This is a genomic window from Janibacter sp. GXQ6167 (genome assembly GCF_041365945.1).
Lineage (GTDB): Bacteria > Actinomycetota > Actinomycetes > Actinomycetales > Dermatophilaceae > JBGFSK01.
Window position 1 is genome coordinate 1 of the sequence record NZ_JBGFSK010000002.1, and the last position, 25,955, is coordinate 25,955.

The 25,955-nt window shown below is 65.5% G+C and carries 16 protein-coding genes and 1 tRNA gene; 4 read left to right on the forward strand and 13 right to left on the reverse strand.

The features are described 5' to 3' along the window. Positions 1-84: 84 nt before the first annotated feature. From AB8K43_RS02855 to AB8K43_RS02905, 11 genes are all read right to left on the reverse strand, one after another. Complete coding sequence (locus AB8K43_RS02855) at positions 85-3,759, reverse strand: Eco57I restriction-modification methylase domain-containing protein (RefSeq protein ID WP_370891241.1); 3,675 nt, start codon at positions 3,757-3,759, stop codon at positions 85-87. A gap of 263 nt (positions 3,760-4,022) precedes the next feature. Next, positions 4,023-5,618 (reverse strand): helicase-related protein, encoded by a 1,596-nt coding sequence (locus tag AB8K43_RS02860; RefSeq protein WP_370891243.1) that lies wholly within the window; start codon positions 5,616-5,618, stop codon positions 4,023-4,025. Continuing rightward, on the reverse strand, positions 5,579-7,186 hold the full coding sequence (drmD, locus tag AB8K43_RS02865; RefSeq protein WP_370891246.1) for a DISARM system SNF2-like helicase DrmD: 1,608 nt from the start codon (positions 7,184-7,186) through the stop codon (positions 5,579-5,581). The genes AB8K43_RS02860 and drmD overlap by 40 nt, the downstream gene beginning before the upstream one ends. Positions 7,187-8,322: 1,136 nt before the next feature. Further along, the gene (locus AB8K43_RS02870) at positions 8,323-8,811 is read right to left on the reverse strand and encodes a hypothetical protein (RefSeq protein WP_370891250.1); all 489 of its coding nucleotides are present in this window, start codon (positions 8,809-8,811) and stop codon (positions 8,323-8,325) included. Positions 8,812-9,025: 214 nt separating this feature from the next. After that, a complete protein-coding gene (locus AB8K43_RS02875; protein WP_370891253.1) occupies positions 9,026-10,228 on the reverse strand; it encodes a hypothetical protein in 1,203 nt (400 codons plus the stop codon). Positions 10,229-10,426: 198 nt separating this feature from the next. Then, entirely contained in the window at positions 10,427-11,227 is an 801-nt protein-coding gene (locus AB8K43_RS02880) for a protein kinase (protein ID WP_370891266.1), read from the reverse strand. Positions 11,228-11,448: 221 nt separating this feature from the next. After that, entirely contained in the window at positions 11,449-14,844 is a 3,396-nt protein-coding gene (locus AB8K43_RS02885) for a DEAD/DEAH box helicase family protein (RefSeq protein WP_370891268.1), read from the reverse strand. Continuing rightward, a complete protein-coding gene (locus AB8K43_RS02890; RefSeq protein WP_370891271.1) occupies positions 14,841-15,266 on the reverse strand; it encodes a hypothetical protein in 426 nt (141 codons plus the stop codon). The genes AB8K43_RS02885 and AB8K43_RS02890 overlap by 4 nt, the downstream gene beginning before the upstream one ends. Next, a complete protein-coding gene (locus AB8K43_RS02895) occupies positions 15,267-16,373 on the reverse strand; it encodes an endonuclease NucS domain-containing protein (RefSeq protein WP_370891274.1) in 1,107 nt (368 codons plus the stop codon). 3 nt (positions 16,374-16,376) lie between these two features. Continuing rightward, positions 16,377-17,552: a restriction endonuclease subunit S gene (locus AB8K43_RS02900; protein ID WP_370891277.1), complete on the reverse strand. Its 1,176-nt coding sequence runs from the start codon at positions 17,550-17,552 to the stop codon at positions 16,377-16,379. Then, positions 17,549-19,063, reverse strand: a complete 1,515-nt coding sequence (locus AB8K43_RS02905) for an N-6 DNA methylase (RefSeq protein WP_370891289.1) — start codon at positions 19,061-19,063, stop codon at positions 17,549-17,551. The genes AB8K43_RS02900 and AB8K43_RS02905 overlap by 4 nt, the downstream gene beginning before the upstream one ends. Before the next feature lie 283 nt (positions 19,064-19,346). Between AB8K43_RS02905 and AB8K43_RS02910 the strand changes: the two genes are divergently transcribed. The 3 genes from AB8K43_RS02910 (at position 19,347) to AB8K43_RS02920 (ending at position 22,305) form a co-directional block, all read left to right on the forward strand. Next, on the forward strand, positions 19,347-19,580 hold the full coding sequence (locus tag AB8K43_RS02910) for a hypothetical protein (RefSeq protein ID WP_370891291.1): 234 nt from the start codon (positions 19,347-19,349) through the stop codon (positions 19,578-19,580). A gap of 138 nt (positions 19,581-19,718) precedes the next feature. Continuing rightward, on the forward strand, positions 19,719-20,678 hold the full coding sequence (locus tag AB8K43_RS02915; protein WP_370891294.1) for a site-specific integrase: 960 nt from the start codon (positions 19,719-19,721) through the stop codon (positions 20,676-20,678). 10 nt (positions 20,679-20,688) lie between these two features. After that, a complete protein-coding gene (locus AB8K43_RS02920) occupies positions 20,689-22,305 on the forward strand; it encodes a hypothetical protein (protein ID WP_370891296.1) in 1,617 nt (538 codons plus the stop codon). Positions 22,306-22,582: 277 nt separating this feature from the next. On the opposite strand, the gene AB8K43_RS02925 is transcribed toward AB8K43_RS02920, so the two are convergent. Continuing rightward, a tRNA-Leu gene (locus AB8K43_RS02925) sits at positions 22,583-22,665 on the reverse strand. Between the two features lie 206 nt (positions 22,666-22,871). Further along, positions 22,872-23,333 carry a MarR family winged helix-turn-helix transcriptional regulator gene (locus AB8K43_RS02930; RefSeq protein WP_370891298.1) on the reverse strand — a complete coding sequence of 154 codons (462 nt, stop codon included), beginning with the start codon at positions 23,331-23,333 and terminating at the stop codon, positions 22,872-22,874. An 80-nt stretch (positions 23,334-23,413) separates the two neighbouring features. Here AB8K43_RS02930 and AB8K43_RS02935 point away from each other — a divergent pair, with 80 nt between their 5' ends. Then, entirely contained in the window at positions 23,414-25,480 is a 2,067-nt protein-coding gene (locus AB8K43_RS02935) for an MMPL family transporter (protein WP_370891300.1), read from the forward strand. Positions 25,481-25,955 lie beyond the last annotated feature (475 nt).

Consider the following 25,955-nt stretch of genomic DNA (forward strand, 5'->3'; position numbering starts at 1 on the left):
GACGCTTCCTACTGTTCGTCATGATCTGACCAGTCTCCCTGCCCGCCACCGCGGGCAACAGGACGACTCGCATAACGACCGGACCTACGAAACGGGGTCAGCCCACCGGTACTCGTGAAACGCGTGGTTGGTCGCGATGTCGTCCCAGCCATAGGCAGCGTTGACTGCTAGGTCAACCTCGACGTGAAGATCGCGGATGCGGTCGACATCTGCGTCGCCCGCCACCGATCGATCGTTCACCATGTTGTACAACTTGGTAAGCCCAAGGTCGCGCCGAAGCATGATTCGCCGGCGTTCTGCGTCAAGTGCCCGGCCAATCTCCTGGAGTGCGTTGGCGCTGTCTGGGCGTGGGAAAGTCTCGAAGACGTCTGAGGGCGTGTAGCGCACTCGCGTTTCTAGTGTCGAGCCGTACGTGATCGCCCAGAGCTGGTGAAGGCTTGATGACAAGACTGCTTGGTCGCCGTAGCCATCAGTGGCGAAGACGCCGAGCGCATGGCTGAACACTTGACCCGCTGGAACTCGCAGCGGCATGACGGTCTTGCTGACAAGGGCGATGACCAGCACCTCAGGCAAATCCGCGATTGCCCGCCTCATGGACATCTGCTTCTCAGCGAACTGCCACCAACGGTCGCGGTACGCCTTCCTCGGCCCCTTCGCGCGTTCTGGCTGCACGTTCACAACCACATGGTCGAAGGGCGCAGAGTAGGTCTTTGCAACCTCAATCGGCCGGTCGGCGAAGTCAACGATCCAACGGGACGCAGAACTGTCGGGTCGTTGGTTCAGGTCTTCGCCGTTGAGGTAGGGAAAGACGACTTCGTTGACCCGAGGCTCATCCTCGACCCACGTGGCAGCGAGCTCCGGCGAGATGGTGAAGCCCATTCCAAGCACCAGGCAGCCAATGTGAGCAATGCCGGCGTTCTCGGCCAAGCGGGATGGGAGTCCTGCGACTCTCCCGACTGGTTCAAGTAGCGTGCTGATCCGCCGCACATCGGCGCCGTCGGCGACCCGTGGGAGGTCCTCCGGGACCGTCTCGACAGTGCCCCATACGGCTGCGTACTCCAGATTGGCGCTCGACGCCGGCCAGGAACGAGACTGGATCGCCCGGGTAATCGTGAAGCCGTTAGTGACCATGACGTCAAGCCCAACCTCACGGGTGTCGCCCTGAGCAACGGTGTTGGTCGCGATCAACCCCAGGGTGCCCTTCGCCTGCAAGAGCGACGTGGCACGCAGGAAGAAGTAGGCGACCAAATCAGCGTTCCCTTTCACGCCCGATGCCAGACGGTTGACGAACCACTCGCGGACCTCCGTGCCCACGGCTCCGCTGATCTTCTTTCCGCCAAGGAACGGCGGGTTGCCGATGATGGCATCGAAGCCGCCGTTGTCGATGATGACGTCGGGCGCCTCGATCACCCAATGAAGAGGCTGCCACCGCTCGTAGTCGGTCACGACCGTCGGCTTCAGTCCGGAGTCGATCAGAGACTCGAGGGAGGCGTCGTCGGGGTTGCCGTGGTCGGGGTACGCGGCTCGCACGGCAAGTCGCAGGTTGTCATACGCGTCGTCCAGCGCCTTGCCAGGCTTGCCGCCGCGCGAAAGACCAACGGCAACCACGCCGTCAGCGATGCGACGCAGGTCAGAGGTGACCTTCCGGAAATCCGCCAACTGACGCCGTTTGGCGGCGCTCGTACGTGCCGGGTCGTCTTCTTTGATTTCGGTCGCGAGCGTGCGTCTCAGCTCGGCAGCCTTGTGGATGATGGCGTCAATGTCGACGTCGAACTCTCGCGAGAAGACGAACTTCGGCTTCTTCTTCTCGTTGATATGAAGATGTCGGAGCTGTGTCAGGCTGGTGATCCCGAGCAGCGAGTTCCCCAGCAACACCTTGTCATCGACGAAGGAGAACGGCAGGTCCCTGTCGAGGGAGACGAGCCAGAGGGAGAGCTTGCACATCTCGACGGCCATGTCGTTGATGTCAGCTCCGTAGAGGCAATTCGCGACGACCTGGCGGATCGCGCGGGTATACAGATCCTTGCGGGAAGCGTTGCGCGGATCTTCGGACGTCCACGCTTCCACGACACGTTCAGAGAGATACCGAGCGGCTGCCACAAGGAACGCGCCCGAGCCACAGGCGATATCGGCGACCTTGAGACTCAGCAACTCGTGGGATGGCTTGAGCTTCCACTCCTCCTCATTAGCGGTCTGGTGCGGTCCTGGCGAGTAGCAGAGGGGCTGGAGCGCGTGGAGTACGACGTCTTCGGCAAGCGACTTGGGTGTGTAGTGCGCGCCGGCGTTCTTGCGGGAAGGGGTCTCCTTGACGACGAGGCCGCCATCAAGGACCACGAAGGGTCGCTGGCGCAGGTCGAGGCGGACCAGGCCGAGCCACGGCAGCACCCGGTCACGCAGTTCGAGGTCGCCACCAACAGCCTGAGTCAGTGCGCTGACGATGCTTGGCTTTACGTCCGCACTCATTGCCTTGGCGATGGCCGCCGCCGAAGAGGGCTTTGCCGAAGGCTGGTCGCCTACGACGAAGGCGCGGATTGCCGCGGCGAGCTCCTTCGGGTCGGCGTGCTCGGTCGCTAACTCTTCGAGTTTCGCGAGCGGGATCTCCGGCTCCGCGCCCAGGGTGCCCTTCAGCCCGACGGTGACTTCGCCGGTGATGGATGCTGTGTAGCCAAGAAGGCCCTCGTAGATGTAGCCGATCTGCTCGACGTCGATGTCGCGGAAAGAGATTCGGCGGGCTTCGCCCTTGATGTCGGCGACCTGGACTGAGCGCAGGACGTGGAGCATCACGCGGTCGGAGACCGTGATGGCGAGCGTCCCCTGCTCGTTGGTGTCGGTGAGGAACGGGAAACGGGCCGGGTCGAACAGTGAGCCGCCGTAGGCCGGCATCCGAAGGTTCTCGAAGCTCGCGCCCTGGTAGAGGGCCTGACTGGTGGCGAGGAGCCGGTGCCAGGTGAGCGAGGTCGCGTCGAGGGCCTCCTCGCTATCTTCTGTCTCACGCGCGATCAAGCGTTCCAGTTCGCGGGCAATGCCGTATCCCTGCTCGAACAGCTCACCCGAAGGCAGCAGTCCGCGCTCCTCGGCGAAGAGCAGGAAGACAGCCCGCATCATCACCGTGACGGCGGCCTCATAACTGTCGTGGGCGCCCCCTCTCGGATCAACCGGTGGGAGCGGGTTCGGCAGGCCCCGACGGCGTGCGTCGGCGGCGGACTCGGAGAAGGACTGAATGAGCAGCTCAACAGCGCGGCGGACCTGGGCACCGAGAGCTTCGGTGATCTCTTCTGCCGCAGCGACGGACTCCTCGAAGAGGGCAGGAAGCCGCTCGGTCGGGTCCCCGCCGATGAGGTGCTGTCGTCCGATAAGCGCGAAGAAGGCGTCGCGCGTACGTGGCTCTTCGATCCATGTCAGGGCGTCCACGATGCCGGAGGCGGCCATCGCGCCATCGCGGGCGCAGACGAGGCCCCACCAGCGGCCGTCGGTGACGATGCCGATCGGAATCTTGTTCTCACGAAGCATGACCTCGACGCGGTCGATGGGGTTGGCGGCCCACAAGTCACCGGGGGTCTGACGCAGCGAGTCAACAGAGTCGACGACATGGACGATCGCGCCGATGCCGTCGGCGCCGTCGAGAGATGCCTGGGGTCGGACCGTCACCGCTCGATTGGGTGACTGCGCCTCAACGCCGGGAATGTCGCCCCACGAAAGGGAATCGGCCCATCCGGCGACATCACGCAGGATCGTCTCAACCCACTTGTCGCGGGCCACGCGGTAGGAGTCCTGAGCGGTCTCGGAGTCGGGCAAGCGGTCGAGGGACTCCCATGCGGCTTCGAAGTTCTTACGAGCATCAACGAGCGTGGTCTTGCGCTCATCGGCGAGCCTGGGCATCCCTTGGGGCCACACCCGCTTCAGCGGCGGGATAGCGAGGAACGGTCCTTCGGTGTCGACGAGTTCTAGCCAGGCACGGTGCTGGTCGGAGGCGTTGATCGTCATGGCGCCACGAGTCGTGGTGCTCTTCTTGGGGCGGGCCATCACTCAATCCACCCGTCTGCGTCAGCGCGAGTCAGTGCGAACACCACGGCTGCCGCCGTGGTGTGGGGCTTGACGTCGGCGTAACGGTCGGCGATGGCGGCGATCTCTCGTGCTTCTTCATCGTCGAGTTCGTCGAGTCGGCGGCTCATGGCGTCGATGTCACGCCTCCACTGGCGCGTCTGGTCGGGGTCGGTGAATAACTGGCCCTGCGCCTCGTCCTCCTCCGCACGCAGCCGTCCGAGCGAGTCCCGAAGATTGGCACGGAATGCCGCGAAGATTTCCTTCGCGCGTTGGATGTCGGCGGCTTGGCGTTTGGCGAGTTGCTCAATCACCAACTCGTGACGACGGCCTGCACGGGCTTGCATCGACTCTTCCAGCCGCAGACGCAGCGGTGCGTCAGGAACGTTCCACAGATCGCAGAGCTGATCGCGGACACGGTCGGCGGCCACAGAGAGACGCTCACCGTCGAGTGCCTTGTCGAGCGCGGCTTCGGCCTTCTCTTCGGCCATCGCGCGGCGACCCTTCAACCGGACACCGGCGAGGAACACCTCTTCGTGGAGCCGGACACCGCCGCGGCCGACGAGCACCATGCGGGTGACGGCGGCGACGAAAGATTCTGCGAGGTCGTCGACCACTACGGCGGTCACCCGGTTGAGTGGCGAGTCAACACTCCACAACGAGCGGCGCAGGAGGCGCTGGGCCTTCTGCACGATGGGGTGCCCGAGGTGGACGTACACGAGGTCTTCCGGCCCAACTTTGTGGTCCTCGTCGAACGCGGCGGGGTCGAAGGTGATCGGTCGCAACTCGCCGGGCTTGAGTCGAGTGTCGAGGCCACGCAGCGTGTCGTGCCAGCCGGTCGTCAAAGTGGGGACGGTGAAGACTTCGGCGTCGGTGTCCTGAGCGAACTCGTGGTTTTCGATCAGTGGCGACTGGTGGTTGATCCGGAGCGCCGTGTCGACCACCCGACGCAGGTTGGCCGGGTCGAGGTGCATTTCCGTGCGGGACTCGTCGTAGCCCTGTTCCAAGTGGGTGAGGCGGGCGTTGAGCTCCCTGCCACCTGCGAGGGCCGAGTTGATGACCTCGTTGGTGTCGACACCCTTGGGCTTCGCCTTGGCCAGGGTGTGCTTGCCGAAGTGGCCCTGAATCTCCTCGCCGACGACCTGGTTGGCGGAGCCGAGGTCGTATTCGACCTGAGCAATCTTACGCGCGATGCGCTCCATGAAGTTCAGGTCGGCGGAGTACGTAGAGGAGTCGACGACTGGCACGAAGTGGAAGACCTGCGGCTCCTCGGTCTGGCCGTACCGGTCGATGCGGCCGATGCGCTGTTCGAGGCGCGAGGGGTTAAACGGGATATCGAAGTTAACTAGCCGGTGGCAGTAGGTTTGGAGGTCGATACCTTCACCAGCGGCGTCGGTGGCGAGAAGCACGCGCACGGGCTCCTTGGTGGGGTCGGCAGTGAACTGCGAACGGATGTACTCGCGCTCGTCCGTTGGCGTCGACCCCTGGATGACCGCAAGTCGATCACCGGTGTAGCCCTTCTGGTTCAGCACGCGACTCAGCCAGTCAACCGTGTGGGCATACTCCGTGAAGACCACGACGCGCTCGTTGGACCACGTTGTGCCAGCGGGCGGCAGACCGCGTCGAGGAACCTGATAAGTCGTTCGAGGCGGGAGTCGGCACGACTCTCGTAGCCCAGTCCCCACTCCATAAGAGTCTCGAGTTGGCCCGGTTCGGCCGCGACGAGCGGGTCGGACCCCTTGGACTCGCGCAGTTTCTCTGCCTCGTTCTGCTCCCACAGGCCCTCCTCCTCGTCCGACTGGCCCTCTCCGAAGATGTCGTCGTACTCGTCATCGGACAGACCGCGCCCGGCCTTCGAGGCAACGTAGTGGCTCAGCGTCATGCCGAAGGCGAACGGGCTGGACAGAAATCGCTTCTTCAGCAGCATCGTGACGATGTCGCCGCCAGGCTTGGTGCCGTTCTGCTTCGCGCTCTTGGTGACGACGTCGTCGAGCAAGGAGAACATCTGCTGCTCGGAGTCGGACGGCGTTACATCGAGGGTGCTGACCTTGCGCTTTTTGAATCCCTTGCCGGACAGGTCAGTCTTTAGTCGACGGACGGTGACGTCTTTCAGCGCGGCGGAGTCAAGGTTCGCGCCACGCGCGAAACGGCGCGGGTCGATCATTTCCATCAAGGCCGTGAACGACTCGGGGTGGCCGTTATGGGGAGTCGCACTTAGGAACAGGCGATGCTCGCACTTCTCGGCCAGTTGACGAACCGCCACCGTACGTTGGGTATCGACGGCATAGCCGCGACCGTCAGCGATGGATGATGGGCTCGAAGGCGCGACGTGGTGGGCCTCATCGACCACCAGGATGTCGAAGGCGTACCGCTTTCCGGTCTTGGGGTCGTTGGACTGGCCATAGACATCGCGGAGCAGGCGCTGGGCACGGACCTGCGGGAGCCACGCCATGCTGACGATGACGCGCGGGAAGAGTTGGAACGGGTTGGCGTGCAGGCCGTGGGTGCGACGGACCTGAGCCATCAGTTCGGAGTTGACGATCGTGAACTCCAGACCGAACTTCTCGCGCATCTCGTCCTGCCACTTCAGCCCGAGGCTGGGCGGGCAGACGATGACGGCAGTGCGAGCGCGGTGACGCAGGAACAACTCCTGAATCACCAGGCCGGCCTCAATGGTCTTACCGAGGCCGACGTCGTCAGCGAGCAGGAGGTTCGCGCGTGGGGCACCGAGGGCGCGACGGAGTGGTTCAAGCTGGTAGGCCTCGACGTTCACGCCCGACCAGAAGGGTGCTTGGTATCGGTTCGCGTCGGCACTGGTCACCGCTCCCCACCGCATCGCGTCGATGAACCCTGCGAGGGTGGCCGGCTCATCGAAGGCGTCCGCATAGATGACGTCCGGGAGTCCCTGTGCGGGAGTGACAGTGCGACCCACTTCGAGCTCCCAAACGACCGAAAGCTGCTCCCCCAGACGGTCCTCGTCTAGCGACTGAAGGTCGACAACGTGCGACAGCTGCGCAGTGGCCTCGTCGGCAGGACTGCGCGGCAGCCCCTGGACCTGCACATTGGCGACAGCCCACGTCGACCCCCGCACTTCGACAACCTGACCTGGCTCCGGACGCAAAGGGGTGGAGATCGAACTGCTCACGGTCCGACCCTACGAGACGAGTTCAAGAACTGGCAGACACACCGCGCCGCTTAGGGCGGTGAGCACCATCGATCATGCGTTAGCAGTCGGCGCCTCTTGTCGACGCCATCCAGGCCGACGAGCCTCTTGAATCGCAACAAATTGGTTGGCGAACGCCCTCGTTCGTCGGTCACAGTTCACCCAACCATGTGAGACCGACGGGACCCCCTAACCCGCAACGCGTGGTGCCAATGCGGGACTTCAGTCGCATGACCCGCACCGGCCTACGACGACAAGGCGACAGCTGGACCTCCCGAGCCGCCTGCGAACCTGTGGCAAGTTACTCGCATGGCTTGGGAGTGGGTAGGACCATCCGGAACGGTCGTTGTAGCACTGGCGGGTATCGGCGCAACCCTTCGGACGGCGGCTCAAGGTCGAACTCACGCCGAGCGCCTAGCCTCGGAGAATCATGAGCAAGCCAGTCAAGAGAGGCGGCGAGAAGAGCGTCTTCAGCTCTACTCACACGCGTTGGCTCACGCCGTCGATCAGGAACGCAGGCTAAACGCCGTATGGGTCTCGTCAGGAGAGCGGCACATTCAACTGTCGCCGACGCCGGCCGGGGGCGTTCCTCTTCTAGCCGCTATGGACGAGGTGACAGTCAAAATGCTCCTGATCGCCGAAGACGAGGTCGGGGAGGCGTGGACGGCATTTGTCTCAGCCTGGGAGCGTCTCCACTGGTGGGCGGCGAACGAGCACAGCGGCGACCCGAAAGAATCCGCACCTGTCGATATTGAAACACCGCTCAGAGCCTCGATAGAAGGCCTCAAGAACGCATGCATGCGCTCTCTGAACATGCTAGGGGACCGACGGCGCAGGTCGTGCACCCAGTCACGATCCTAATCCGGGCCCGGTGCGGCACCGCTGGCAATGACAAGCGACCAGACCGCCACTTAACCGCCGCGCAAACCTACAAAAAAAGCCCTGAGTCGCGACACCGTGTAGACGATGTCGCGACTCAGGACAATAGTGGCTGGTCAACGAAATTCGCTGACCAGCGCAATCGTGGATGCCACGGGAGGGTTGGCACGTCAGCTTCGGTGCGGTTGGCACAGGTGGGTGGACGGCTGACGGGTGGCGTGCCGAGACGCGCCGTTCGATCAGTCCGCAGACCAGGTTTCGTCGAACCAGTCGAGGAAGGCGGCGACGGATCCCACCTGGGCGATACGCGAATGGATTGCCCGCTGGTCGTGCCCCGGCAGGAACAGCGACTTCGTCTCAGCCCCGCAGCCACACCGGCAAGCGCCCATGTCGAAGGTGGAGTCCTCATACCGAATCGGATTCCGAGTGCCTTCGGCGTGCTTCCCAACGTAGGCATCGTAGACGGGGTGGCCGATCTTCAGCGGCTTACCCACGAGGCGGTAGCGGTCGTCCGTGCTCGGGCTCGCGGACTGCCCGGCGAGTGCAACGCCGAGGACTTCGATGGCCATGACCACCTTCCCGTCGTGGACGGCATAGGCAAACCGCTCGCGTTTCGCCCGCTCCGGGCTGAGGACCCAGTCGCCAGCCATACGGTCAAAGAGGGCCCTTTGGCCCAGGGACGCCACGGGCTTGTCGCCGTCGCGGTCAGTGAGGGTGATCTTCAGCATTGACCTCTCCGTATACATTTGGTAACCGGGAGTATGAAGTATTGCATGTAGAGACCTATACTTGCTACTCCCGGTGACCAGGAGTAAATCAGTCGCTCAATCAGGCCCCGCCCGTCTTGAACGTCTGGCAACGCCCCCACGGGAGCCGCACCGGTCAGGGCTCGACGACGCCCCACTCATCCACAGACGTGCTCGTCGGTGATGCCGCCGGCGCCTACTTCTCCCGGCTCTTGGAGGCAGCTACGGCCATGACACCGATGCCGATGGCGGCAGTGCCGGCCATCGATGCCTTCTGTCCTACCTCGATGCCTGCGGTCTTGAGCTGCTCCCGATCCCTCAATGCCTCGGTCCAGGCCTTGAGTAGAACTTCTTCCCGGTCGAGGGTGACTCCCAGCGGCGCGTGGAAGTCAGCGATCGTTTCCGCCGTTCGATTGAGCGAGCCGACGATGGAGCGGGCCGATCGGGCGTGCAGGAGGACATTTGCCGCGGCGACCTCCCCCGCCGCGTCGAGGCGCCCCATGATCCGACTGGTTCGCTCGAGTACGTCGTCGCGGCGCTGCTGCCGGGCTGCCTCGACACCTTGACGGTGTCCCGCGAGCGTCTTCGGAGCCGTCGCGTGGACATGGTCCAACTCGACGACGCGGAACTCGTCCTGCAACTCGAAGCACCGGGCAAGGATCGACAGCTGTAGACCGATGTCACCCTCGATCTCTCGTGCCACCTTCTTGAGCTCACCGGTCTTGGTCTTGCCCTCCACCTTGTCCGCCAGCGCTCCGAGCGCTCGGAGGGTGTATCGCTGCACCTCGTGAATGGCACTCGACTCGCCTTGCACCTTGTCCCATAAGGTCTCCGGATCCCCGCCATGCGCTCGTATCGTCATGGCCTCCTTGATCGCTTCAGCCGCCGCGTCCAACTTGGCAAGCACTTCGTCGCGCTGGGCCCGGCGCAGGTCGTCGAGCTTCTCGTCCATCCGCACGAGCAGCGCCTTGAGCTCCTGAGCCTCAGCCTGCTGGGCAAACTGGCTCATCACTCCACCGAGTCCGGCCAGAACCGCGGGGTTGGTCAGCAGTGCAGCGGCGCCGTCCTCCACCTGAAGCCACGAGCTGACGTCTCCCGGCTTGCCGAGCATGGCGTAGCTGATGCCGTCCTTCTTCGTCGGCATGAGGCCACCTGCATCCTTGAGCTTCTGCGCGGACTCCGGCGTCAGCTTCAGATAGCGAGTCGAGTGCTCGGCCACTTGCCCAGCGCTGATTGCAAGGTCGCCCGCGGTGCGCAGCCACGTGGACAGACTGCCGGGGGGGTACTCAAGCGCCGCGCCGAGCCAGTCGTGCTCTGCCAGGAACCGCTCGACCGCCGCGGCCTCTCCGGCAATGACCACGCCCTCGCCGTCACTGATCAACTCGATCTCGTCGCCCATTCGCACCCCTCAACGTCTCTCGGTCCACACCGTAGTCGGCCGGGTGAGCTACACCGGCCTCGGACGGCGGACTCACCCGACGCGCCGGGATGATGCGAGCCGGCGCCTTGGGCTCCCGATGGAGAACGAGCCCGAGCTTCCGTCCAGCCGTGAGGTGCCCGCGCCGACGTAGCGAAGGTGTGAGTCAAGTCCCGGCTGCTACAGGAGTCTGACGAGTTCAGCCGCGCTCTGGGGGCGCTGAGACTTCACCGAGATCGCCGCCTTGATCGCGTCACGCAGCGGACCCTTGGTCGTGAACCGGTTCACCGCGACCTTGCCCATCGTGTTGTCCTGCAGTTCTCCGGATGCAAGGGTGGCCATGAGAAGCCCGACCTGAAACACGTCATCCGCAGGCCGCCAGAAGGCCTGGAGATCGTTGGGGGCGAAGGCCCAGTTTGCTACGTCGGCGCGAACGCCCGAACGGATCAGCCCAGTCTTCGCGATGCCGAAGTCGCCCAACTTGAGAGCCTTTCGGTTTCCGACGAACACGTTCATGGGGGTGATGTCTCGGTGGCTCACACCCCTCTCATGTAACAGATCGAGGGTCCTCAGCAGCACCTTGGTCTTCCTGAGGACTTGCTCCTCGCCCCATGGCTCAGCGCCGAGCCCGAAGTGGTCGGCGACGCTGCCGCCGGGGATGTACTCCATGACGATCGCGAAACCTAGACGCTGCCCACCGCGCACGGGAATGAAGGTTGGGAAGGCGTCGAGCTGTCGAACTACGCTGGTGGAGCCCTTCAGAAGTCCGGCGTAGAAGGCCTCGCCATGCCAGACATCTGCATCTAGGCCCACCTTCACGCAGAAGGGGACGCCGTCGTGAAGGGGACGGCCGTCGGCCGGCGATGCGGCGAAAATCGTGCCGAATCCTCCCTGTCCGATTGTCGCTTCGAGTCTGTAGTTGTCGCCGGTGGTCATGTTGGTGAGCACGGTGCCGACTGGAATAGCCAAGGCCATGATCATTCCCTCCGTAGTAGTCCCGATGCGTGAAGCATGCTGCCCGCAATGCTGCCGATCTCCGATGACTCGAGCTATGACGTCACGACGGCCCTTCAAGGCCATGGACCTGTCGGACTGGACAGCAAGCCCGGCGGATCCGTGGCGCTTTCCCGTCCCTCCTGTCGGCGATCATAAGAGGGGTTAGATTTCGTTAAGAACCAGACACTCTGTGCGGGATGCCACCGTCACGCGACCGTCTGGGTAACGACGGCGCGGGCGCGGACCTGGTCGAGGACGACCACCAGCCGATCCACATCGCTGTCGTTGAAGAGGAAGTCCGGTCCCGTCGGGGCATGGTCGGTGAAGGGCGGTTCGTAGAGGCGCTTGGCCTCCAGCACCCCGTTGGCCGTCAGGTGCTCGACGATCAGCTGGATGAACCGGATCTCCGCGACGCTGAACCGTGAGTCGGTGAGGAACTCGGAGAAGGCATCGGTCGCTGCTTCACGATCCAGGCCGACGAGCGAGCGGATGAAGACGCCGAGCCCTTGGGACTCCTCGCGCGCTCGGCTGATGTCCTCGGCTCCGCCGGCGCCGGACGCAACAAGCATCTCTTCCAAGGCGGACAGATCGGTGTCGGTCATCTGCTTGTTCCGACGCAGTTTCTGCAAGGCGACGTGGTCCTCGTGGTCCTTCAGGTAGGCACGCGCCTTGGCCTTGAACCGTTCCCAGTTGGTGCCGACGGCAACTCCGGGCAGGGTGACGATCGACCCGTCGCCGATCTCATCCTCGAAGTTGGTGTAGACGATCGGGCGCTTGGTCTTCTCGAGGAACCTGACCAGGCCACGAATCCGTCGGCGCGCTAACTCGAGCATCGGCAGGGTGACGTCCACCCACCACTCATCCTCGGAGACCTCCGCCAGCAGCGCTTGCTGTTCGGCGATGGCAGGGATGGCGCTTTGGTTGAGCAGTGATGACGTGATCTGTTGGACCTGCTGGCGCAGGCGATCCGCGGTCAACTCATCGCCGTCGAGCTTGGCGAGCTGGATTTTGAGGATCACCAGGTCGAACCGCTTGGCGTCCTCGTCGTCGTCCCGTACGGCAGACGGGAGACCAGCCAGGTGAGTGGCGATGTCGCCGGCCGCCTGCGCCGATAGAGACGTCCATGGCTCCCACTCCGCGTACCTCTGGACCCATTCCCGCTCGGGACGCACCACGAAGTTGTCGAGGTTCATACCGACAACGACCTTGTGCAACTGCTTGGCCGTGTCATCACGCAGCGCTCCGACCTCGTCGGCGAGGTCAGCGTGATCGAGTGCCGCTACGAGTCCTAGGCGCGCCTCGAAGAGTCGCTGCCCGAGCGACTTCTGCACCGACCCCTCGGACCCGGCACCGGGCTGGTTGAAGTACTCGAGGTTCATGCAGAAGTCGAAGACGTAGAAATTGGCCTTGTGGTCACCGGGCCCGTAGAGGTCCTCGCAGAGCCGGGTGCCACGGCCGATCATCTGCCAGAACTTCGACACCGACCGCACGAGCTTGAAGAAGACGAGGTTGACGACCTCGGGCACGTCGATGCCGGTGTCGAGCATGTCGACGCTAATCGCGATGTGCGGCGCCTTCTCCTTCACGGAGAAGTCGTCGATGAGGCTCTGGGCGTACTCGGTCTTGTACGTCACGACCCGCGCGAAGTGACCCGCATACTCGGGGTATGCCGCGTCGAAGCGTTCGCGGATGAACTCGGCGTGGGCGTTGTTCTTCGCGAAGATGATCGTCTTGCCCAGTCGGTCACCGCCGGCAACCTTGTGCCCGTACTCCATGAGGTGCTTGAGCGCCTTGTCGACCGTGTCGGCGTTGAAGAGCCACTTGTTCAGCTCTTCGGGGTTGACATCGGTCGGGACCTGATCGTCCTCGCCCCAGTCGAGGGAATCCCACTCGTCCTTCTCGGCCTCGGAGAGCTGGTCGTAGTGGATCCCAGCCCGCATGAACTTCAACGGCACCGACACCGACACCGGCGGCACCAGGTATCCCTCGGCCACCGCCTCGTCGAGGCTGTAGACATCGGTTGGCACCCCCGCTTCCAGTCCGAACAGGGAGTAGGTGTTGCGGTCGATCTCGTCCTTCGGCGTCGCGGTCAAGCCCACGAGCATCGCGTCGAACCAGTCGAAGATCGCCTTGTACTTGGCGTACACCGATCGGTGGGCCTCGTCGATGACGATCAGGTCGAAGTAGCCCGGCCCGAACCGGCGGCCACCGACACCATCGGTTGAGTTGATGAGCCCCATCATCGTCGGGTAGGTCGAGACGAACACGCGCCCATCGGGGACCTTCTCGTCCACCAGGTTGATCGTCGCCACCGTTGGCAGGTGCGTCTTGAACGCCCCCACGGCCTGGTTGACCAACGCGACACGGTCGGCGAGGAAGAGCGCTCGTTTCACCCAGCCCCGCTTCATCAGCTGGTCGACAAGAGCAATGACCGTGCGGGTCTTGCCCGACCCGGTCGCCATGACGAGCAGCGCCTCGCGTCGATGGGCTTCGAACGACTCACCAACAGACCGGATGGCCCGGGTCTGGTAGTGCCGCTCGACGATCGCCCTGTCGATGACCGCGTCCTTGAGTGGCAGCCGCGTGTGGCGCCGCTGGACCATGAGCTCGAGCTCGTCCCTGGTGAGGAATCCGGCGATCCGCCGGGGTGGGTAGCCGGCGGCGTCGTCCCAGATCCAGTGCTGGTAGCCGTTGGACCAGAAGATGACCGGTCGCCGCCCCGTCATCGACCCGAGGCAGTCGGCATACAGCTTGGCCTGCTGCTGCCCGACCGCCGGGTCCTTCCGTGAACGCTTGGCCTCGATGACGGCCAGGGGAAGGCCGTCGTCACCCCACAGCACATAGTCGACGAACCCATCGCCGCTCTGGTTCGGCATGCCGGTGACTGGGAACTCCCGATCCCGGCCGGCGGTCAGCGCCCAACCCGCCTCCAACAGGTCGGCGTCGATGAACAACTCCCGCGTCGAGGCTTCATCCCAGTCGAACGCTGTTGCCCGAGGGGCCTTGGCCGCCTGCGCCGTGGCCACCTCCGCCCGCGCCTTCTCGAGCTCGGCCTGAAGGGCTGCACTGGTCTCCTTCGCCTCCGCCAGCGCGGCCTCCTTGGCCTCGAACGTGGCCAGCAGCTGGTTCAGCTCCGCGGTCGACAACGGCGGCTGGGCGCCGCTGCTCGCGGGTTCCGGAATGGAGGCGGGGTCGTATGCCGCGCTCGTCGGCACGGTGTCCGGTGCCGTCGAGTAGGTGTACGCCGCCCACTTGAGCACGTCGTGCAACTGCCGGAGGACGTTGAGCGCCGTCTGCGGGGTGATCTGCCGGTTCTCGTGGACGGCAACGTTCCCGACCTTGCGGATGGCGTCCATCTTGGCCGCGATGTCGGCGCCGACAGCCGACCGGAACCCGCTGTCGCCGATCCGGGCCGCCAAGTCCGGCTTGTACGGGGCGGCGAGACGCTCGAGGTCAAAGATCCGGACCACCACCTGCTCGACCACGCGACGTGCATAGAACACACAGGACCTGGGGTCGGTGCGCCCATAGGTCTCCGCCCGCACCGCGTCGGAGCGCGTCTCTCCCCAGCCGGCGGGAACGAAGTCGAAGTTCGACGTCACGTCGCCCCCTGGTCACTCGCCGAGGGGTCAAGGGTCCACACCCGGATGGTCCCGTGCGGTGACTCTCCGTCGAGGACCTCCCGCTTGCGGGCGCGGATCTCGTCGACCCGCTCATCGTCGACCTGGGGACTGCGCCACTGTCCCGGTCGGGAGCCGATGACGGTCGCCAACGCGTCGATGGTCGGCTTGATCAGGTTGTCCAGGTCCCAGCCGGGGTGGCCGCCTGGACGGGTCGGCAGAACGAAGTCGAGACCGATCCCCAGGCGCCCCTCAAACGAGGCTTGGCCCGTGACGCCGATCGCGGCAGCGGCCTCAACCTCCGCCCGCCAGGGCTTCTCCCCTGCGGTCGCGAAGGTTGCCGGCGTCGCGGACACGCGGAAGGCCACTTCGCGCCGACCATCGATCACGTCCCCCACCAGCACTCACTCCCCCTCGTCGCCGTCGAGGTCGAAGTGCTGCGCGAGCCGCTCGAGCGTGAACTCTTGGCGGAGCTTGCAGGCGCTGTTCTGGTTGGCGAACATCCCCTTCTCCCAGTACGCCTGCTCGGCCGGCACCGACGTGAACCACCGGACCGGCACGACCCACTCCCCCATCTCGTCGGTCTCTCCCTCTCCATCTCGACCACGCAGATATGTGCCGACCAAGGTTTGGCTCGCAAGTGGGACCTCGACACCGTCGACACTGATCTGCGCGCGGTCGAAGCGTTCCGCAGGCCCGATGACCTCGCCGATCGCCACGTAGCCGCGCGACGGGATGTGCACATTGATGCGCGCCCCGAGAGGCAGGTTGCGCAGGCTGCGTGAGTACCAGACGTCACCGCCAGCACTGACGAAGCCGTACTTCTCCCCGTCCACCCACGACCGACCAACGGGATCGTCGCCGAAGGACACGAACCAGTCACGTCCATTCCACTCGGCACGCTTGCCCTTCTTGGTCTTTGGGTATGCCGTGCCACCGGGTTCGCTCTCGTCCTCCCGCGCCAACCACGAGCGGGCGAGGTAGCAGCGACCGTCGTCCTCGAGGTAAGAGAAGAAGACCGCATTGACCGGGACGCCGAAGGTCCGCAGGTAGGTGACGATCCGCTCGGAGCCGGGGTCGAGGTCGGTGGCGACGATGGTCAGCTGCAGCGCGGCGTTGAGCTCGTCGGGTGCGGAGGTGCCGAAGACTTCCTCGAAGGCGGACTCGAAGGGCACGTCGAGGTGGTGGTTGGCGAGGTCGATGATCGAGTCACGGTCGAGGGTGCTCACCCACGAGCCGTAGTCGAGCACCTGAGCGACAACATCGCGTGGGGTCTTGTCCCGCTTGAGCTCCAAGACGTGGAGATTGCCCTCGCCGTCCATGGCGAGCAGGTCGATCAGCTTGCCGTGCGGCGTCTTCACCTGCCGGCCGATAACGAGGAGTCGCTCCCCGAGCAGCGAGGGGTCCTTCTCGAGGTACTGCTCCAACGTCGCCTCGGACGGCAGCATCGCTGAGGTTAGACGCTTCGGAGTGTCCCCGTCGATCCGCCACATCCCCATCTCCACCGGCATGTGTCACAGCCTCCCCGAAAATGCCCGGCCCTGCAGCGCTGCGAAGAATGCGGCCAGTTCGTCCCCCTGCCGCTGCATTCGATCCTGAACCGACTGCACCCCTTTCAAGCGATGAACGAACTCGCGCTGTGCATCGAGTGCGGGGATCCGGACCAGAAGACCCTTCAGCTTCGCCACGTTCAGCCCAGGCATGACCGCGCCTGAGCTTTGGCGCGCCAATTGGCCTGCTACGGCGGGACTGTGATGAAGCTGATGAGAGAGGAACTCCGGTAGCACACGATCGGTGTCAACCCGGATGCGGAGAAGATCTGAATGCATGATTCCCGGCTTCTCATGTTCTGGGTAGACAGCGCAGTTCCCAACGGTCCCCTTGCGCGTCATCACGATGTCTCCCGGCACGATGTCGTACGAGCGCAATCGCTGGGCCGTTGATTCATCGAGGAACTCATGGGTCGGGATACCGAAAGCACGGTTGACTTGCTTGATACCCCACAACGGGACCCCCGTCGACCGGAACTCAGATCTCTTCAGCTGGGTCCCGAAGGGGCCGCACTTGATGTCATCCGGGCTGTGGCAGAGGTCGGCAAGCGCAACCTTGGGGGCGTCGGTCGATGCAACCCTTTGGGCATAGACAGCCTGGACCAATGTGGCCGCTCCCTTCCGTGCCTCATTGTTTGAGGACATCAACCGGGCCGCCTGGTCGAGGATGGCGGCGATGCGGCGCTGCTCCTCGATCGGCGGCAGTGGAACCTCGAGGCCGCTCACGAATCCAGCGGGCACACGGCGTTGCCCGCCGCTGCCTGTCATACGCAACTCGCCTGCCTGACGGATCCAGGCTTGCCTGAGGAAGTGCAGCGCGTATCGGGGGTCTAGTCGATCAGCGTTGGGGCGGACAACATGAAACTCGGTCGATCCGACCCCGATCGGTCGACTCAGCTGAGCCTGTCCAATCTTGCCGTTCTCGAAACACGGAGTGATCTTCGCGACGAGCAGATCTTGGTCCCGAAAGATCGTGTAGCCCTTGGACACGTCCTCGAAGGGACGGACAGTACCGGGGCCAGCCACACCGATCTCGGCCGACAGATCGGCCATGCCAACGAAAGACACCTCCTCGTGGACGGACGGCCTGTCGCCGCGAGGGTTGATATCAGCCACGTCGCCCAGCGCAACCGTTGTCACTTGAGCATGGCTTTCAGATCGGTGAGCCCTTGCTGTATCTCGGCTTCGAGAGCTTCGAGGTCGGCGATGATGTCAAGCGGGTCGCGGTGCTCGACCTCCTCGTGGACGACCTCCTTGTATCGGTTGAGCGACAGGTCATACCCCTGCGCGACGATGTCCGCCTTCGGGACCAAGAACGACTGCTCGGTCCGCGCTCGCCCCGATTCGGTTGCGCGAGAACCCCACCGGGCGAGCACGTCGGGGAGGTTGTTGCGAAGGTGCTCGTCGTCGGAAAGGGGAGCGGACGACAGACAGCCGAGCTTGTCCTCGGCCAGCAACGGAGTCCGCTTGTCGTCGAGACTCCACCCATCCGCTTGGATGTCGTAGAACCACACGTCGTCCGTGCCGCCCGAGTCGGTGCGGGTGAAGAAGAGGATGGCGGTGGAGACACCGGCATACGGGCGGAACGCTCCCGAGGGAAGCTTGACGACAGCGTCGAGCTTCTGGTCCTCGACGAGTCGCTTGCGCAGCGTCTTGTGAGCGGTGCTCGACCCGAAGAGGACACCGTCCGGGACGATGACCGCCGCGCGTCCGCCGGGCTTGAGGAGGCGGAGGAAGAGGGCGAGGAAGAGCAGCTCGGTCTTCTTCGTCTTCACGTCCTTGAGCAGGGCCTTGGACGTCGACTCGTAGTCGAGGCTGCCGGCAAAGGGCGGGTTCGCGAGGACGAGCGAGTAGCGGCCCTCGTCGGACGCGGCGCCCTCGGAGAGGCTGTCGCGGTAGCGGATGTCCGGGGCCTCGACGCCATGGAGCAACATGTTCATGCTGCCGATGCGGAGCATGGTGTTGTCGAAGTCGTACCCGTGGAACATCGAGTGGTTGAAGTGCTTCCGCTGGGCAGTGTCCGTCATCACCGTCGGGTGGGTCTCGCGGAGGTGCTCGGACGCGGCGACGAGGAAGCCCGCGGTGCCGCAGGCTGGATCGACGATCTCGTCCGTCGGGGTGGGCGCGGTCATCGCCACCATGAGCTGGATGATGTGTCGCGGGGTGCGGAACTGGCCGTTCTGGCCGGCGGTGGCGATCTTGCCGAGCATGTACTCGTAGAGGTCGCCGTTGGTGTCGCGGTCGGTCATCGGCACGTCGTCGAGCATGTCGACGACCTTGGAGAGCAGCGCCGGGGTGGGGATCGTGAAGCGCGCGTCCTTCATGTGGTCGGAGTAGGTCGACTCCTCGCCGCCGAGCTGACGGAGGAAGGGAAAGACCTCCTCGCCGACGACCTTGAACATGACGGCGGGGTCGTCGTTCTTGAACCGGCTCCAGCGGAGATGGTCCTGGCCGGGGAGGAAGGTGGGGTCCTCGACCGGCTCCTTGAGGCGGCGCGCGCGGTTCTCCTTGAGGGTCTGGAGCTCGTCGAGTCGCCGGATGAACAGGAGATATGTGATCTGCTCGATCACCTCGATGGGGTTGCTGATGCCACCGGACCAGAAGGCGTCCCAGATGCGGTCGATCTTGCTCTTCAGGTCTCCGGTGATCACACGAATCAGGGTATCCATGGTGCAGTCTCCGCGCCGGAGAAGGCCGGCTTGCCGCCGACCACGGTGGCCAGCCCGACAGGATGACAGGGGGCACTGACAGAGGTGGCCACATCCCGAGCCATGGTCCTGTCGGCGTGGGTTCTGGAACGCGACCGCTTGCGTCGCTACCGTTGACCTCACCAACACCCGCAGGCCGACCACCTGCCGAGCGCGTCGGGAGACGCGCATGAGAAGGACCGCCCGAGGCGGCAGAGAACTTCAGAAGGTCGGCAGGAGAAGGGTGATGGGAATCGAGGAGACACAGCAGGTGCGCCTGCGCCGTGCTGCTACCGGGCGCCGTCGCGACGCCCGTGAGCTCGGGGTGGACGACGTCGTGCGCCTCGAGATCCGGTTGCCAGCGGCGGTCGCCGCGGTCCTGTTCGACCACGCTCATGAGACCCAGGAGCCGGTCAGCCGTGTCGCGGCCCGGCTCCTGGGCCGTTGCCTGGGTGTTTCCGTGGAGCCGCCCATGAGGTAGGCGATCCAGGTCGGCGCCCGACGACGCGCCCAGAAACGGCAAAGGCCGGGATTCGCACTCCCGGCCAGCCGCTCGGACAACGAGTTCGCACCTCGTGGTCCGCCCCGAAACCTCCCCGTCTCACTGAGGAGCTTCTGCATGCCATCGTCTCGTCCCGCCCGCCGCCGTGTCAACGAGCATCGCCGTCAGCCCGCGCTGACCGCTGGCCAGGCCATCGAGCAGTACCGCCCACACTTGGCCACTCGCGAAGAGTGGAGCGGAGTCGCGGACTTCGTCCGTGCGGCAGTTCGCGACCTCGACCCGGAAGGGCCACACCGAGCCCGGGAGTGGCTTCGGACCGTCACGGCTCTCGCCGTGTGGTCGCAGCGCGAGGGCATCCCGCTGGACCGGGAGGAAATCTTCGCCCCGGACAACATCCGGCGCTATGCCGAGATCGGTTGCCCTGAGCTGTCTTCTCCGTCGACCGCCACCAGGAGGGCGGTCCTGCGCACGATGGGTCGCGCACTCACCGAGGACGCGCCGTGGCCGGCGCCCGAGCCGATGCTGCCGCAGCGGCTGCGCCACCCGCCGTACAGCGCCCGGGACGAGCACCGCCTTCGCTCACTACGGCTGCCAACTCGATACCAGCAACGCCGACTCGACGCCGTCCTGGCACTCGGGCTTGGCGCGGGACTCTGGGCGCGTGAGTACCTGACCGCGACACCCTCCGACCTACAGACCGCCGACGGCGTCACCCGACTGCAGGTCCACGGCACACGCGCCCGGCAGGTAGTCGTGCGCGCTCGAGACGCTGCCACGCTCCTTCGGCTCGCTGCCGAGTACCCGCGCGAGAACTTGGCCGGGTTCCGCGCCAGCGAATGGGACCGCTCCCGGACATGGAACGCCATCCGCGCCATCGACACACCGACCGACCTGCGGCTGGAGACCGAGCGCCTACGCAGCACCTGGCTCGTGCACCACCTCGACCGCGGCGTGCACTTGACCGTCCTCGCCCGGCACGCCGGCCTGAAGACCACCCGCGCGTTCACGCTGCTCATGCCCTTCCTCACCGAGCCGCCCGAAGCAGTGACGAACCGGCACCTCGCGGACCTAGAGTGACGCGACGATCGTGACGACGCAGCCGGCAATCGAGCCTCGATGGCGGCCCCGGAACCGGACCGTGGCCGACCAGCTGCGCTACGCCACGGCCGCCGTCGACAACTCAGCCGAACTGATTGCCATCGCCGACGCCCTCACTGCCCGTACTGGCCGTCCCAGGAACATCCCCTTCCGCGCGCTGCTCATCGCCTGCTGCCTCCACGCCCGGGTGGACCCGACCAACATGTACCGAACGCGGATCGCGGACCTCCTTGTCAGCCTCAACGCCGCGCAGCGCCGCGAGCTCGGCATCGCTGGCCCCGTGTCCTACTCGCAGGTCGAGCGTGCCGCTCTCAAGCTCGACCGCGCCGCGCGAGACGGCATCACCCTCGCAGCGAACGACCACCAGAACGCTCAGATGCTCAACCTCGACGCCGTCATGTCCCTCATCTGCTCGGCCGCCCTGCCACCAGGCTTCATCACCACAGCGACGGTCGCCGCCGACGGCATGGACTTCGAGTCCCCCGCACGGCCCCAAGGATTCGTCGACAAGCGCACCGGCGAGATCCTGCAATGCGCCGACCCCGACGCGGGTCTTGGTCACCGGACCGCCACGCCGAGCCACCCGAGCTCGTGGTTCACCGGTCAAGAGGTCACTGTCGTCACCAACGCGCCCGATCGCCCCACCTCCCGGACACCCCCGGCACCCGCGCCCACAGTCGTCCTCGCCGCGGGCATCCGGGCGGCGGCCTCGGACCGAGCAGGAGTCACCGCCGGGCTCGTGTTGTGGTGGCACCAGCGCGTCCCGGTCCGAGAGTGCGCCGTCGATCGCGGCATCAGCCAAGGCAGCGACGACGACTTCGCTGCACCGCTGAGGCGCGCGGGGATCGAGCAGATCATCGACCTGAAGACCCAGGACCGGAAGATCCATACCGCGTGGACCAACGACCAGGTGCTCATGATCAACGGCGGTGTCTTCACCAAGGGCACCCCGGAGACGCTCTACACCGACCTGCCCACCCCGAAGATCTCAGACACCACCGAGGAGAAAGTCCGCAAGCACGAGATCTACGACCGGCTCCAACCCTTCGTCTGTCAGCCGCTGACCGCGATCGACGAAGCCGGTCGGCAACGCTTCCGCGGACCGGCCCACAAACGCGTCCGCCGTGTCCGCTGCCCCAACTCGCCACGGTCGATGCGATGGTCGCTGCTGCCGAAAACCCGGTGCGTCAAGGGCGAGCCCTGCATCTGCTCCATCACGTTCACCCTCGGTCCCGAGGACGACATCAAGCTCCGGCAGCGCGACCTGTGGATGACCACGAAGTGGAAGGCCAGCTACGGCCGGCGCAACATGGCCGAGCAGGGCATCTCCCAGGCCCGCGTTCACGCCGGCAAGCTGGTCCGCCTCTACACCCAGGTCCGCAACCGCGCCGGCCAGGGCATCGCCGCCGCGTTCTCCCTCTTCGGCACCAACCTAAAGATCATCCAGGACTGGTACGACACCCGAGGCATCGACGACCCCTGGGTCGCGTTCCTCGGCGAGCAGACCCTCGACTTCAGCGATCACCCACGGATCGCGCGCGCCAACCGCAAGAAGTACAAGGCCAGCCTGCTCAAACGGCTCACCTCGGGAACCGACCCACCCTGACCGGCCGAGCACCCATCACCACGGCGGCGGGATCCGGGCCGCGAACCACCAGCCGAGAAAGTGCAACAAGCTGCTGCACAATTGCGCCTCGCCGCGCCCGACCGTGGCCAACAGGCGCCCCATCAGGTCCGACCACGCGGCCCTGCCCCTCCCCACGACCTCCTGATCGCGGTCCGGAACGACATCGGCGCGCCACCAGACGCGAAAACTCCCGGCCGGGTGACCCGACCGGGAGTTTCGTTCAGCTTTTCTGGCTGATTCGTTGACCAGCCAATAGTGCGAGAGGGGGGATTTGAACCCCCACGCCCATAAGGACACTGCCACCTGAAGACAGCGCGTCTGCCGTTCCGCCACTCTCGCGTGAGTGCTGCCGACCGCGCGAAGCGCACGACCAGCCCCCATAGTGTGCTGCATGCCGGTCTGATCCGCCAAACCAGTTCGTCGATCACCCTCGCTAGGGATGCCTAGCCCCGTCGGTAGATTCCGCTAGACGACCACATCCACCGCGACCGACCCTCGCCACGAAGGGGGCACACCAACCAAAAACCGACACCCCACCACCAGCCCTACGGACCCTCCAACTGACGAATCGCCCTGGTCGCCGCCGTCAGGAAACGCACCACCGCCTCGCGCTCCTCATCGGTCATCGCCGCATCGACAGCCGCGAGTTCCGCGAGCATCGGCGACAGGTGGCCGATCGCCTCGGCCCGCCCCGAGTCCGAGATATCCACGACAGTCCGCCGGCCATCGGCCGGGTGTGGCGCCCGCGACGCGTGCCCCCGGGCCACGAGCCGGTCAACAATCCCCGACATCGCCGCGGACGTGACACCCACGACCCGACTGAGCTCAGCCGGACTCGTCGCCCCATCAGAGAGCAACTCGAGCACCTGGAGCTCGGAGTGCGACAGCCCCGCACGACGCGCCACCACGGCCGGAGTGCGCTGCGCCACTCGCACCAATTCGCGCAGGGCGAGCATCGTCTCCGGAGGCGTGGGCCGATCGCCTTCACCCCAAGGGGCGTTCGACACCGGCCGACCCGACCGCGTAGATTCGTCCACGATTGCTCACCAAGTTAGTTATCTGCTGACCTATTTCCGGGAGTCTACCGATGCTCGACCGCCTGACCGGCGTCGTGACGAATCGGCGCACCGCGCCCATCGTCATCCTCCTCGCCCTCATCGCCGTCGGGCTCGTCATGGGCGTCTGGGGCCAGGCCGAGCGCACCCCCGAGATCGGGGACCAACTGCCGAAGGGCGCCGACTCCACCCTCGCCGCCGAGATGCGCGACCAGCTCCCCGAGGAGCCCGGGTCGAGCGCGCTCATCCTCTTCACCGCCGACGAGGGCAAGCTCACCGAAGCCCAGATCGGGCAGATCGCCCAGGTCGCACAGAAGGAAGGGGGCGAGCAGGCCCGGCCGATCCCCGCCGAGGACGGCACCGCCGCCTTCGCCGTCATCCCGACCGAGTCCTCCAGCGCGAGCGCCAACGCCGACGAAATCACCTCCCTGCGCGACCGCCTCTCCGACGAAGCACCGGACGGCGTCACCGCCCGCGTCACCGGCCCGGCCGCCGTGCAAGCCGACCTCGCCGCGGTCTTCGAGGGCGCCAACTTCCGACTCCTCGGCGCCACCGCCACCGTCGTCGCGATCCTGCTGATCCTCACCTACCGCTCGCCGATCCTGTGGATCATCCCCCTCACCGTTATCGGCACGGCCGACCGCGTCGCGACGATGGTCGCCACCCACGTGCTCGAAGCCGCCGGCTCGATCGGCGTGGCCTGGGACGAATCCACCACCGGCATCCTCTCCGTCCTCGTCTTCGGCGCCGGGACCAACTACGCCCTGCTCCTCATCAGTCGATATCGCGATGAGCTCCGCCGTGCCCCAGAGACGGCCGAAGGGCGACGCGAAGCCCTCCACACCGCCCTGACGAGAGCCGCCGAGGCGATCTTCGCCAGCGGCACCACCGTCGTCGTCGGCGTCATCACGCTGCTGCTCAGCCTTACCCCCGCCACCCGCGGGCTCGGCCTCGCCTGCGCCGTCGGCATCTCCATCGCCGTCATCGCCGACCTCGTCGTGCTCCCGGCCGTGCTTTCCCTCTTCGGCCGCTGGATCTTCTGGCCCAAGGTCCCCCACCAGGGCCAGGCCGCCCTCACCGACACCCGCTCCCTCTGGCGCCGCGTCGGCGACACCGTCGCCAAGCGCCCGCCCGCCTTCGTCGCAGGAACCCTCGCCCTGCTCGTCGTCCTCGGCATTGGCCTCACCCAAGTCCGCCTCGGTCTGCCCGCCAACGAGCAGTTCCTGCGCACCCCCGAGGCGATCAGTGCCGCCGACCGCCTCGCCGAGTCCTTCCCTGCTGGCAGCGCCGACCCGGCCGTGATCGTCACCAAGGCCAACCCCGAGCAGGTCACCGAGGCCGCGAAGGGGGTTAAGGGCGTCACCGACGTCCGCACCACCGGCGGGGCGAACGGCATCGCCGAAATCCAGGCCGTCCTCGCCGACCCACCCGACTCCGACGCCGCCGAACGCACCGTCGGCGACCTCAGGTCAGCCGTCTCCTCCTTCGACGACACCCACGTCGGGGGCACGACCGCCGAAGCCATCGACATCGCCGACGGCGCCCAACGCGACCGGATGCTGCTGATCCCGCTGATCCTCGCGCTCGTCCTCGGCGCCCTGGTCCTCCTGCTGCGCAGCGCCGTCGCCCCGGTCATCCTCGTCGCGACCGTCGTCGGCACCTACCTGGCGAGCCTCGGCGTCTCGTGGTGGATCTTCACCGGCATCTCCGGCTTTAGTGCCCTCGACGACTCGGTACCGCTCCTCTCCTTCCTCTTCCTCGTGGCGCTCGGCGTGGACTACAACATCTTCCTCGTCACCCGCGCCCGCGAAGAGTCCCGCGAGCACGGCCCCCGCGAAGGGATGCTCCGCGCCCTCGCCGCCACCGGTGGCGTCATCACGAGCGCCGGCATCCTGCTCGCCGCGGTCTTCGCCGTCCTCGGCGTCCTGCCCCTGGTCGTCCTCGCCCAGATCGGTCTGGTCATCTGTATCGGTGTGCTGCTCGACACCCTCATCGTGCGCACCGTGCTCGTCCCGTCGATCGCGCTCACCCTCGGCGAGCGCTTCTGGTGGCCCCGCCGCATCGCCGATCCCGAGGCAGAACCCGCCTCCGCGGAGTGACCTAACGAACGCTCAGCCGCGGCAGCAGCAATGACAGCAGCTCGGGTCACTGTCGTTGACCTATGGCTAGGGTTGCTGATGTGACGACCGGTTCTCCTGGCGAGCCAGGCTCGAGCGTCCCTGGCGAGCAACCTGCTTCCATGGCTAAGCCAGGACCGAGCCGTCTCCTGATCGCGCTTCTCGCGGTCATCGCTCTGGCCACCGTCGCAATTGCTGGCCTACTTGGCTTCCTCGTGTACGAACGTACCCAGCCGACTGCTCGCGAGATCGGACGGTTAGAAGGTCGAGACTGGCGTGCTCACGCAAACCCTGGCGAGGAGCTGGGTCCGATGGGACGGCTAATCAAGTGCACGATGTCGGACGCCTTTGAGCCCGAGAGTGGTGCGATCGACCCCATCTACGTAGGCCCGGGGGACGAAGGAGATTTCTTGGATGCTTGCACGGCTAGCTTCAAAGAGGCCGCTGGCGGGGGATA

Excerpts from the sequence above, each read along its gene's own strand:
- AB8K43_RS02870 (WP_370891250.1), bottom strand. The coding sequence starts at position 8,811 with ATGCTGAAGATCACCCTCACTGACCGCGACGGCGACAAGCCCGTGGCG.
- AB8K43_RS02875 (WP_370891253.1), bottom strand. The coding sequence starts at position 10,228 with ATGGGCGACGAGATCGAGTTGATCAGTGACGGCGAGGGCGTGGTCATT.
- AB8K43_RS02880 (WP_370891266.1), bottom strand. The coding sequence starts at position 11,227 with ATGATCATGGCCTTGGCTATTCCAGTCGGCACCGTGCTCACCAACATG.
- AB8K43_RS02895 (WP_370891274.1), bottom strand. The coding sequence starts at position 16,373 with ATGCCGGTGGAGATGGGGATGTGGCGGATCGACGGGGACACTCCGAAG.
- AB8K43_RS02910 (WP_370891291.1), top strand. The coding sequence starts at position 19,347 with ATGGGAATCGAGGAGACACAGCAGGTGCGCCTGCGCCGTGCTGCTACC.
- AB8K43_RS02915 (WP_370891294.1), top strand. The coding sequence starts at position 19,719 with ATGCCATCGTCTCGTCCCGCCCGCCGCCGTGTCAACGAGCATCGCCGT.
- AB8K43_RS02935 (WP_370891300.1), top strand. The coding sequence starts at position 23,414 with ATGCTCGACCGCCTGACCGGCGTCGTGACGAATCGGCGCACCGCGCCC.